13 protein-coding genes are annotated in these 10812 nt (G+C 64.1%); 4 read left to right on the plus strand and 9 right to left on the minus strand.

The window, feature by feature from the left end; translation table 11 throughout:
- Window positions 1-178: 178 nt before the first annotated feature.
- Together tmk and AAD018_RS11545 are read right to left on the minus strand one after the other, a co-directional pair.
- Window positions 179-805 carry a dTMP kinase gene (tmk, locus tag AAD018_RS11540; protein ID WP_367314238.1) on the minus strand — a complete coding sequence of 209 codons (627 nt, stop codon included), beginning with the start codon at window positions 803-805 and terminating at the stop codon, window positions 179-181.
- Window positions 806-856: 51 nt separating this feature from the next.
- Window positions 857-1258: a metallopeptidase family protein gene (locus tag AAD018_RS11545; RefSeq protein ID WP_367315178.1), complete on the minus strand. Its 402-nt coding sequence runs from the start codon at window positions 1256-1258 to the stop codon at window positions 857-859.
- 51 nt (window positions 1259-1309) lie between these two features.
- Here AAD018_RS11545 and gltX point away from each other — a divergent pair, with 51 nt between their 5' ends.
- Window positions 1310-2629, plus strand: coding sequence for a glutamate--tRNA ligase (gltX, locus tag AAD018_RS11550; protein ID WP_367314239.1), 1320 nt, complete (start codon window positions 1310-1312; stop codon window positions 2627-2629).
- A 174-nt stretch (window positions 2630-2803) separates the two neighbouring features.
- Here gltX and AAD018_RS11555 read toward each other — a convergent pair whose 3' ends face one another.
- The 3 genes from AAD018_RS11555 to AAD018_RS11565 form a co-directional block, all read right to left on the minus strand.
- Complete coding sequence (locus tag AAD018_RS11555) at window positions 2804-3361, minus strand: gamma-glutamylcyclotransferase family protein (RefSeq protein WP_367314240.1); 558 nt, start codon at window positions 3359-3361, stop codon at window positions 2804-2806.
- Window positions 3362-3446: 85 nt separating this feature from the next.
- A complete protein-coding gene (locus AAD018_RS11560; RefSeq protein WP_367314241.1) occupies window positions 3447-5975 on the minus strand; it encodes an ABC transporter permease in 2529 nt (842 codons plus the stop codon).
- Between the two features lie 124 nt (window positions 5976-6099).
- Complete coding sequence (locus tag AAD018_RS11565; protein WP_367314242.1) at window positions 6100-6795, minus strand: ABC transporter ATP-binding protein; 696 nt, start codon at window positions 6793-6795, stop codon at window positions 6100-6102.
- Here AAD018_RS11565 and AAD018_RS11570 point away from each other — a divergent pair.
- Window positions 6794-7465: an arylesterase gene (locus AAD018_RS11570; RefSeq protein ID WP_367314243.1), complete on the plus strand. Its 672-nt coding sequence runs from the start codon at window positions 6794-6796 to the stop codon at window positions 7463-7465. The two genes, AAD018_RS11565 and AAD018_RS11570, sit on opposite strands and share 2 nt — an antisense overlap.
- 7 nt (window positions 7466-7472) lie before the next feature.
- Window positions 7473-8081 carry an SOS response-associated peptidase gene (locus AAD018_RS11575; protein ID WP_367314244.1) on the plus strand — a complete coding sequence of 203 codons (609 nt, stop codon included), beginning with the start codon at window positions 7473-7475 and terminating at the stop codon, window positions 8079-8081.
- Here AAD018_RS11575 and AAD018_RS11580 read toward each other — a convergent pair.
- The 3 genes from AAD018_RS11580 to AAD018_RS11590 form a co-directional block, all read right to left on the minus strand.
- Complete coding sequence (locus AAD018_RS11580; protein ID WP_367314245.1) at window positions 8075-8578, minus strand: DUF4329 domain-containing protein; 504 nt, start codon at window positions 8576-8578, stop codon at window positions 8075-8077. The two genes, AAD018_RS11575 and AAD018_RS11580, sit on opposite strands and share 7 nt — an antisense overlap.
- A 37-nt stretch (window positions 8579-8615) precedes the next feature.
- Entirely contained in the window at window positions 8616-8825 is a 210-nt protein-coding gene (locus AAD018_RS11585) for a cold-shock protein (protein WP_367314246.1), read from the minus strand.
- Window positions 8826-8988: 163 nt separating this feature from the next.
- A complete protein-coding gene (locus AAD018_RS11590) occupies window positions 8989-9774 on the minus strand; it encodes a Stf0 family sulfotransferase (protein WP_367314247.1) in 786 nt (261 codons plus the stop codon).
- Between the two features lie 177 nt (window positions 9775-9951).
- On the opposite strand from AAD018_RS11590, the gene AAD018_RS11595 reads away from it, so the two are divergent.
- A complete protein-coding gene (locus tag AAD018_RS11595) occupies window positions 9952-10344 on the plus strand; it encodes a BrnA antitoxin family protein (RefSeq protein WP_367314248.1) in 393 nt (130 codons plus the stop codon).
- 30 nt (window positions 10345-10374) lie between these two features.
- On the opposite strand, the gene AAD018_RS11600 is transcribed toward AAD018_RS11595, so the two are convergent.
- Entirely contained in the window at window positions 10375-10581 is a 207-nt protein-coding gene (locus tag AAD018_RS11600; RefSeq protein WP_367314249.1) for a cold-shock protein, read from the minus strand.
- Window positions 10582-10812 lie beyond the last annotated feature (231 nt).

Raw genomic sequence — 10812 nt, forward strand, 5'->3', positions numbered from 1 at the left:
TTTTGCGGCCGTGGCGCGCGTTAAGGTTAACGGATGCGGGTCGTTAACCTCAACGTCTTTGGAAAGAGGGCGTGTCTTTCGAGATCTCAGGTCTCTGTTTGATGGATAGCCGTCCGGTGCGTTGGATCCTCTGTGCAGAAGCTCTGTGCAGTCTCTGTCAGATACGAAAAACGTCGGATCAGAGATTCAAGGCCGCCTCGGCCCGGGCGGCGATCTCGGTTGCGATCTGAGACTCGGCGCGGTTGCCGTCGATGAGCACGCAGCGTTCGGGGTGGTCGTGGGCCAAAGCCAGGAAGCCATGGCGGAGCGTTTCCTGAAACGGCAGTCCCATCTCCTCGAACCGGTCCTCGCCGGATTGGCGCGCGAGCCCGCGAGAGAGCGCCTCGGCCGGGTCCATGTCGATGATGAAGGTCAGATCCGGCTCGCGGCCGATCATGCGGGCGTGCAGATCGTCGACGATGGCGCGCAGATCGCCTCGGGTCGCGCCCTGATAGACGCGGGTGCTGTCGGCGAAGCGGTCGGAGATGACCGGGCGGCCTGCCATCAGGGCCGGGTTGATCGTCTTTTCCAGGTGATCGCGGCGGGCGGCGGTAAACAGGAGGATCTCAGTTTCGGCCGACCAGCGGGCGGGATCTCCGGTCAGCAGAAGCGCACGGATCTCTTCGGCGCCGGGGGAGCCGCCCGGCTCGCGGGTGTGAAGTGGATCGAGGCCGCGGCGGCGCAGATGCTCGGCCAGACGGCGGGCCTGAGTGGACTTGCCGGAGCCATCAATGCCTTCGAAAGTGATGAAAACTGAATTCGTCATTGCGCGGGTGTCGGATGACTGGGCGGGGGTGTCAACGGGCCGGGGCCGTCGCTACGTCCACCATTCGTCGATGGCTGCGATGTCATCATCGGACCAGCCGAAGTGATGGGCGAATTCGTGGATGGTGACGTGGGCCACAAGTTCGTTCAGCGTCACCTCGGGCCGATCCTCGAGCTCCGCCAGGATCGGCTTGCGGAAGAGCCAGACGGTGTCGGGCGCCTCGGGCTGATCGAAGCTGGATTTCTGGGTGAGCGGGATGCCGGAGTAAAGGCCTGTGATGTCCCATTTCTCGGCCCTGTCGCCGGGATGGTCCATCAGATTGTCAGGGATGAAATCGGTGCTGATGATGGCCACCGCCTTGGCGGGATCCGCAAACGGTGCGGGAAGGGCCGCGATCGTGCGGCGGGCGATCTCTTCGATCTCGTCGGTGGTGGGCTCTGGCATTCCCGTCATATGGACAAAAGCCGCGCGGCGTGGAAGAGGCTTGGCCAAGGAGATTTGCCCATGGTCACGACACGTTTTGCCCCTTCGCCGACCGGTTATCTGCATATCGGCAACCTGCGGGCCGCGCTTTTCAATTTCGCGATCGCGCGCAAGGCAGGCGGGACTTTTATCCTGCGGATCGACGATACCGATCCGGAGCGATCGAAGGAGGAGTATGTCGATGCGATCCGTGAGGATTTGGAGTGGCTTGGCCTGAGTTGGGACCGCGAAGAGCGGCAGTCGGCGCGGCTGGCTCGCTATGCGGCGGCGAAGGAACGGCTGGTCGAGATGGGGCGGCTTTACGAGTGTTTCGAGACCCCGACCGAGCTGGATCTGAAGCGCAAGAAGCAGCTGAACATGGGCAAGCCGCCGGTCTATGACCGGGCGGCTCTGGAGCTCACTGAGGAGGAGAAGGTGGCCTTGCGGGCCGAGCGGGCGCCGCATTGGCGCTTCAAGCTCGACCGGGAGCGGATCGAGTGGGAGGACGGGATCCTCGGGGAGATCTCGATCGATGCGGCGAGCGTCAGCGATCCGGTTCTGATCCGGGGGGACGGGCAGGTTCTTTATACGCTGGCCTCGGTTGTGGACGATACCGAGATGGGGGTGACGGATGTCGTGCGGGGCTCGGATCATGTGACGAACACCGCCACGCAGATCCAGATGATCGAGGCGCTGGGCGGGGATGTTCCGCTGTTCGCGCACCATTCGCTGCTGACGGGGCCACAGGGCGAGGCGCTCTCTAAGCGGTTGGGAACATTGGCTTTACGGGATCTGCGCGCCGAGGGTATCGCTGCCGAAGCGGTGCTGTCGCTGATGGCGCGGCTGGGCTCTTCGGATCCGGTGGAGTTGCGCCGGACTGTGGCCGATGTCGTGGACGGGTTTGAGCTGAGGTCCTTCGGGTCGGCGCCGACCAAGTTCGACAAGGCCGATCTGGTGCCGCTGACCGCGCGATATATTGCGTCGCTGCCGCTGGAGGCGGTCGCGGACCGGGTGGCGGCAGCGGGCGTGCCGAAGGAGTTGGCCGAGCGGTTCTGGCGCGTCGTGCGCGAGAATATCGCGACGCTGGATGAGATCGAGGGCTGGTGGACGCTGTTTCGGGACGGTGCCGAGGCAGAAATTTCTGAGGAAGATCAGGATTTTGTGGTCAGTGCTTTCGAAATGCTCGCCGAGCCGCCCTATTCGGACGAGACCTGGAGCGAGTGGACCGCTGCTGTGAAGGAGGCTACGGGACGCAAGGGCAAGGGGCTTTTCATGCCGCTGCGGCTGGCCGTGACGGGACGGGCGCGGGGGCCGGAGATGGCCGAGGTGATGCCATTGTTGCAGGTGAAGCCCTCGGTCTGACGGGGTCTTGCGATCCGCCGGTTAACGTCTACATCTCCCGGTCTTTTGCCTTTCGGTATTCGGCCGGTATTGCGTCGGTATTCGGTCGGTGGTTTTGAGTGGCGCCGCGCGATGAACGGTGCGGGCGTTGCGCCGGTCTTTCTTCCGGCGAACAGCAGCGATCCCGGAGGCGGATTACGCCACCTCTTTGGGGATATCGAGCCGGGCCAAAGCGGCATCCACGTGATCGCGTTCGGTGGAGGTCAGCGTTTGGGCGCGCGGATAAAGCGGGGCCGCGCGGTCGTCGAGCAGGCCTGTCTCCCACCTATCGGTCGTGGCGAAGAAGTCCGCGACGCCCGCCTCGCCGAATGTGGCGAGATAGCCCTGCACTACGACATCGAGATAGCTTAGCAGGATCGGCTTGAACTCGGGGCCCGCCGGGGTCGTGACCTGATAGACGGCGATCTGGGTCGCCTCGGGATGGCCGCCGGTGATCCGGCCGGTGACATCCTGCCGTTCGTAACCGGCCTCGCGGGCATCGAGCGCCGCCCAGTCGTGATTGGGGACATCTGCCGTAAGCCCGTCGAGGGCCGTGCCCTCAGACGGGTGTGCAGAGAGAAAGGCGTAGGGGTGGTGATCGGTCGAGCGCCATTCGCGGCGCCAGCCGTCGAGCCGGGCCTTGCGGGGATCAGGATAGCTGTGGGTTCTCGTATTGACGAGCGAGCCATAGCCGAAAAAACGCGGGTGGATCATGGGGAGCAGAATTTTCTAGAAAATTCTGGTTTGTCAAATCCTTCTAGAAGGATTTGGGCCTCAAAATTTTCTAGAAAATTTTGCCTCACTCGCGGGCGCGCAGGATCCGGGCCGATGGGGCGGCCAGCGGCCTCCAGGCGAAGGCGAGGCCCGCCAGCAGCGAAGCCGCGATGCCGCCAAGGATGATCGGGAGCGCCGAGCTCCAGATCACGGCGTAAGACGTCTCCATGATGAAGGTCGAGATCGCCCAGCCGCCGAGGATGCCCGCCAGAAGCGCGACGGCTCCTGCTGCGAGGCCCAGAAGGGCTGAGCGCAGGGCAAAGCTTGTCAGGATGCGGCCTCGGGTGGCGCCGATGGTCTTGAGGATCGCGGCTTCGGTCGTGCGGGCGCGCTCGCCCGCGGCGGCGGCGCCGATCAGGACGAGAAAGCCGGTAACAAGCGTCGCGGCGGCGCCATAGGAGACGGCGGCGGCAATCCCGTCCAGAAGATCGGAGGCGCGGGCGATGCCGTCGCGGACGGCGATGGCGGTGATATTGGGATAGGCATTGGCCAGATCGCGGAGGATCTGCCCCTCGGCCTCCTCTTCGGCATAGACGGTGGCGATATGGGTATGCGGCGCGCCTGCGAGCGCGGCGGGGTTCATCGTCAGGATGAAGCCGATCCCGGCGGTGGAGAAGTCCACCTCGCGGAAGCTGGCAATCTCGGCGGTGATGTCGCGGCCGAGGATGTTGATCGTAATCTCGTCGCCAAGGGCGAGGCCAAGCTCGGCGCCTTCTTCGGCGGCGAAGGAGACGAGAGGCGGGCCGGTATAGTCCTCGGGCCACCACGTCCCTTCGGTGACGGTGGTGTTGTCCGGCTGGGCGGCGTTGTAGGTCACGCCGCGATCGCCATCGAGGACCCAGTGGCTGCCCGCGACTTCGCGGGCGGGCTGGCCGTTTATCTGGGAGATGATGCCGCGCAGCATCGGGGCGCTGTCGACGCGGGAGACCTGCGGGTCCTCATCCAAACGCGTCCGGAAGCCGTCGATCTGATCGGGCTGGATGTCGACGAAGAAGAAAGAGGGCGCGACCTCGGGCAGATCGCGGGCAATAGCTTGCCGCAGATTGCCGTCGATCTGGCCGACAGAGGCCAGTACGGTCAGGCCGAGGCCGAGAGAGAGGACGACCGAGATCGCCTCGGACCTTGGCCCGCCGATGGATCCGAGCGCGGCGCGCAGGGCCGGGCGGCCCCGTGCCGCGCGGGTGGAGCGGCGCGCAAGGCTTCGGATCGCGAGCGCGGCAAGGGCGAGGATCGCGAGCGATCCGGCGATCCCGGCGGCGGTGTAGAGCGTCAGCATGGTGCTGTCCGTCAGCCACGCGGCGGAGGCGATGAGGATCGCCAGCAAGGCAAGCGTGGCGATCAGGAAGACCGGGCGGGGCAGCCAGGATCCGGCTTCTCCCCCGTCGCGGAAGAGGGTTGCGGCGCGCACCTCTTCGGTGCGGGCGAGCGGCCAGAGCGTGAAGACGAGGGCGGCGAGCAGGCCGTAGAGTGCAGCCTCCAGCAGCGGGCCGGGATGGATACGGAATTCGGCGGGGACGGGCAGGCGCGCTTCGATCAGGGGGGCGAAGATCAACGGCAGGGCCGCGCCGAGGATCAGGCCGAACGTGATGCCGACGAGGGTGAGCGCGCCGACTTGCAGAAAGTAGGTTTGGAAGATCGTGGTTCGCGTGGCGCCCAGGGTCTTGAGTGTCGCGATCGTGCCGGTCTTGCCTGCGAGATAGGAGCGGACGGCGGCGGAAACGCCGACGCCGCCGACCGCGAGGCCCGAAAGGCCCACGAGGACGAGGAAGGCGCCGAGGCGGTCCACGAATTCGGAAATGCCCGGCGCGCCGTTGCGGGCGTCGGACCATCGTGCGCCGCCTTGCGGGAAGGTGTCCTCTACCTCGCGGCGGAGCGCGTCTAGGTCGGCGTCCTCGGGCAGATCGAGGCGGTAGCGGCTTTCGAAGAGCGTGCCTTCGGCGAGGAGGCCGGAATTCGCAAGATCCTCCAGCAGCACCAGCGTGGTGGGGCCGAGGGCGAAGCCACCGGCATTGGCGTCGGGGATGTCTTCCATCGTCGCGGTCAGCACGAAGTCCTGGGTGCCGAGGCGGAACGTGTCGCCTTGCTCGAGCGCCATGCGATCGGAGAGTTCGCTTTCCATCACGGCGCCGGGGAGGCTGCCATCGCCTACGAGGGCCTCTGCGAGGGGGATGTCGGGCGTGAGCGTGACCTCTCCGATCAGGGGGTAGAGGTCGTCGATGGCTTTGACCTGGGTGAGACCGCGATCCGCGCCGGTGCCGGTTCCGGTGGTCGCCAGCGAGCGGAAGTCGACGATTTCGGAGACGGCGAGGGCTGTGGCGTCCATCCAGGCGCGTTCGGCGTCAGTGGCGTAGCGGTAGGTGTATCTGAGCTCGGCATCTCCGCCGAGGAGCGCCGCGCCCTCCCGTTCGAGGCCGGCCTGGATCGCGGCACGCACGGAGCCGACGGCGGCGATGGCGGCGACACCGAGGGCGAGGCAGGCGAGGAAGATGCGGAAGCCCCGGAGGCCGCCGCGCAACTCGCGCCGGGCAAAGCGGAGAGCGGTGGGCAGGCTCATGGGGCGGGGGCGTTTGTTAGGAAAGTGGGGGTTGGGTGGAGGAGGCGGGATTTTGAGTATTTTTGGCCAGATGAAGGGGGGATCCGCGTAAAGGGCGGGCGGTTGGCCTTCGAGATACGGCGGATCATTCGGCGGCCTTTGCAGTGGCGCCGGTGTCGAGACGGCCGTCGCGCAGGCGGATCGTGCGGTCGCAGCGGGCTGCGAGGCTTTGGGAATGGGTGACGAGGACGAGCGTGGCTCCGTGCTGGTCGCGCAGGCCGAGCAGGAGGTCGATGATGGCCGAGCCGTTGGTCTCGTCGAGATTTCCTGTTGGCTCGTCCGCGAGCAGGATCTCGGGGCGCGGGGCGGAGGCGCGGGCGAGGGCGACGCGCTGCTGCTCTCCGCCCGACATCTGGGAAGGGTAATGATCGGCGCGGTGGCCGAGACCCACGGCGGTCAGCTCGGCCTCGGCGCGGTCGAAGGCGTCCTTGCGTCCGGCCAGCTCGAGCGGGGTTGCGACGTTTTCCAGCGCGGTCATGGTGGGAATAAGGTGGAAGGATTGGAAGACCACCCCCATATGATCCCTGCGGAAGCGGGCGAGCGCGTCTTCGTCCATCCCGCCCAGATCATGGCCGAGCGCCATGACAGAGCCGGAGGTGGCGCGTTCCAGACCGCCCATGAGCATGAGGAGTGAGGATTTGCCCGAACCACTTGGACCCACCAGCGCCAGCGTCTCGCCGCGGCGGACATCGAGCGTCAGCCCATGGAGGATCTCGATCCGGCCCGCATTGCCATCGAGCGACAGGGTGGCGCCGTCGAGGGCGAGAACGGGATCGGTCATGGAGGCTCTCCGCAGATCGGTCGCTTTGGGATATGGGGCGGTTCGGCGCATGCGCAACCTTGCGGCGCTGGTTGTTTTTGCAGGTGCAGCACAGGCGGAGGTCACGATCGCGGCATTGGGTGACAGTCTGACCCAGGGATACGGGCTGCCGCAGGAGGACGGCTTCGTGCCGCAGATGGAAACCTGGCTTGAGGATCAGGGGCTTGAGGTGGAGCTGGTCAATGCGGGCGTGTCTGGCGACACGACGGCGGGCGGCCTTGCACGGGTGGCCTGGACGCTGACGCCGGAGGTCGATGCGATGATCGTCGCTTTGGGCGGCAACGATTTTCTGCGCGGCATCGATCCGGCGGTGAGCCGCGCCAATCTGCGCGGCATCCTCGAGGCGGCCGAGGAGGCGGAGGTCGAGGTGCTGATAGTGGGGCTGGAGGCGTCGACAAATTACGGACCCGACTACAAACAGGCCTTCGATGCGATGTATGTCGAGTTGGCCGAGGAGTTCGAGGTCCCGCTTTTCGCCTCTTGGTTCGACGGGATCATCGATGTGAGCGGCGGCGCTCCGCAGGATTTCATGCAGGCAGACGGGATCCATCCCAACGCCGCAGGGGTCGCGGCAACAGTCGAGGCGCTGGGGCCGCTGGTGCAGGATCTGGCCGAGCGAGCGGCGGAGTAGCGCGCGCGTGCCGGGGCGGTTTTTCCTGACCGAGAGCATCGAGGAGATCGCCGCCTTTCTGGGCGTCGCGCCGGAGGGCCTGGATGCACCGCCCCGGCTGAACGTGGCTCCGGGCGAAGAGGTGCTTTGCCGGGCCGGGGACGGGTTGGAGCGGATGCGCTGGGGGCTGATCCCGCAGGGGCGGACCAATGCGCGAGGGCGGCCTGTGATGGAGGTTATGGTCAACGCGCGCTCGGAGACCTTGTTCGAGAAATCCGCCTTTGCGGGGGTGAAGCGCTGTATCGTGCCGATGAACGGCTGGTACGAATGGACGGGCGAGACGCGGCGCAAGACGGCCTGGGCGATCCGGCCGACGGGAGGCGGACTGCTTGCTTTTGCGGGGATTTACGATGTCTGGGAGGGTCCCGGCGGTGCGCGCGTGCCGCAGCTGGCGACCGTCACCTGCGCACCGTCGGCGGATGTGCGCGAGATCCATCACCGAATGGGCGTGATCCTTGCGCCGGAGGCCTTTGGGACGTGGCTGGAAGGCGACGAGGCGGAGGCCAAGGCGCTGATGCGCCCCTGGCCGGAGGGGCGGCTTGTGGTGGAGAAGGCCGATCCGCTGCCGGATCAGTGATGGGGGAATAGCTTTCTCATCTCGGCATAGCTGTAGCTGAGCTTGGATGGATCGGCAGTCTCCTTGGCGAAGCCGGGATCCTGCGGCAGGCAGCCGGTCGAGCAGATCTGGATCACCCGTCTTTCGTTGATATCGTGAAACCAAAGCCGTCCGCCGGGGGTCGCGATATAGCCGTCCAGACCGTTCGCGATATCGGCATCTATGTCTTGAATGGAAGGGAATTCCGACGCGTAGTTCGGGCTGTAGGTCGAATGGGTATGGAAGGTTGCTATGATGTCGAGCTTGTCCGGAAAGGCCGGAATAAGGCAGGTATCGTAGCTGCCGACATGGATGTCGGATGTGCCGAGGCGGCCCGTGGAGGTCCGGCCAAGAACGCCGCAGAGTTCCTTATTCCTATCGAAGGACACGGCCTGGATCCGGGTCAGAACGGTCTTCATATAGGCGATCTCGTCCGCCTGCTGCGCCAGTGCGGGGCCGGGGCAGAGCAGAAGGATCATGCCCGAAACGAGGCCTCGGGCATGTAAGGGCAGGGGATCAGTCCGCGAGTTGCAGATTGACCGCGGATTCGCGCCCGTCGCGCCCTGCTTCGACGTCGAAGCTGACTTTCTGGTTGTCGGCCAGACCTGTCAGCCCGGAGCGTTCAACGGCGGAGATGTGAACGAAGATATCGTTGGATCCGCCATCGGGGGCGATGAAGCCGTAGCCTTTGGTGGTGTTGAACCATTTCACGGTGCCAGTTGCCATCGTGTTGTTTCCTTTGTCTTTTCCCGCTCGCAGGAGGCAGCGGACCGGCTCTGTCAGGGTCGAATCGAAGGACTGAGGCCGTGAGGAAACAGTGGGTCGATAGAAGTAACGTCGCGATTAAAAATATGGGGCGACCATATGTGCGTTTCAAGAAAAATTCAGATTATTGCCGGAGGAGCGCAGCTGGATCAAAATATTGAGACTTCAGGATCCAGTCGTCGCCGGCCCGAAGCTCGGCGCGAATACGGGTTTTCCATTCCGTATTCATGGACGTGCCCTGCCGCTTCGTGCTTACGCTCTCGAGCGAGATTGAGCTTGGGCTCACGGCTGGATCCAAGAAAGACACAAGATCCGAAATGTTGCTGGAGCGCTCGCTCAGAACATCCTCGTATCGGAGAACCATGGCGGGCGTCGGATTTGCGAGAAGGAAATTCCACCACTTTCTGTTCTGATTTCGAAGGGCTTGTCCGGCCTTCAAGATCTTGTCGTAATTATAATGCGCCTCTCGATCTGCTTGAGTTTTGCTGATCCATTGACCGGTCTGCATCGCAATTGCAAATGAGACAGCTTGGGACAGCAGATCCGATCGATAGAGAAAGACAATTCGTGCAATCTTGGGCAAGGGGTCAAGCAGACCCTCGCGCTGTGCAGGGGCAAACTGGGACCAGTGCGCCTTCAGGCCGAACCAGCCGTTCGCGCTTGTTCTGCGACTTATAAGTGCCTGAAGGGTCTCGATCTTGTTGTCGGTTTGAAGTCGTTTGCGCCAGATTTTGAGGTTGCCGGGATTTAAATACTCGAATGGAACACCAAATTCGCCCGTTTCAATCAGGATATGGCCGAGGAAATGACTACCACAGCGGGGGGTACTCGCGATCATGTAGATCTGTGGAGAAGCGCTGATTTGCGGCAGGTCCAGATCTTCGCTGAACTGATCTTCGTATATTGCCATAGGGATCGTTTGGTCGCTCGTCTGATGGCACTTTGTTAGTGATGGAAGTCTTTGATGCTCGGTTCAAGATCAAAGTTGGTCAGCAGCAGGGGTGCGGCGTTTATCAGCCGGATGCGGACGCATGACTTACGATTGATTAAGGGGGCGTCGTCAGACCTCTAGTAATGGAGGTGCGAGATGGCGCAGATGACGAAGACGGAGCGGCTGGCCCGCGAGAAGCTGGTGAACCTGATGCTGGAGGACAGCCTCGATGTCGTGATGGATCCGCGCTATGTCGCCGGGAGGGTTCCGGAGGCCTGGCATACGTTGGAGCGGGATCTGGATGTGACCGAAAAGAAGGTCAAGGGGACGCTTTATCTTGATGAAAGCGTTGCCAAATTCTACCGCGCGATGGGGCAGGGATATCAGACGCGGATCAACCGGGTTCTGGCGACCTGGGCGCAGATGCGGATCCTGAACTGGCTGAAGGACAAGGAGGTCCGCTCTGCCCGGAGCCAGGCCTTGCTGGCGGAAGATGCGAATGCGCGACTGCGCGGGGAAGATCCGCCGGGGCTGGGCTGGGACGGGTAGGGCGGAGGAGATCCTCCGCCCGGTGCCAAGTCAGGCGAGCTGGAGATTGACAGCGCTTTCGCGTCCGTCACGTCCGGCCTCGATGTCGTAGGTGACTTTCTGGTCGTCGGCGAGACCGGTGAGACCGGACCGCTCCACGGCGGAGATGTGGACGAAGACGTCCTTGCCGCCGCCATCAGGTGCGATGAAGCCGAAGCCTTTTGTCGTGTTGAACCATTTCACGGTGCCAGTGGCCATGTGATATTCCTTGCAGTCTGTGCCATCCGCGGAAGTGCGATGGCCCGGCGTCGTCAGCTCTGGATCGAAGAACTTGGGCCGGCAGGCGGAGCAAGGAAACGGTCGAAAGTGTCGTAGCGCAAGGACCCTATGGCAGGGGGGTGGGCATCTGGCAAGCTTTGTCTTGGTAACCGGCAAGATGCCGCGGCCCCGTTCGGGCGACCGCTGCCCGTGGGAAAACCGGCGCCTGGA

The organism is Aestuariibius insulae (assembly GCF_040783535.2).
Taxonomy (GTDB): Bacteria; Pseudomonadota; Alphaproteobacteria; order Rhodobacterales; family Rhodobacteraceae; genus Aestuariibius; species Aestuariibius insulae.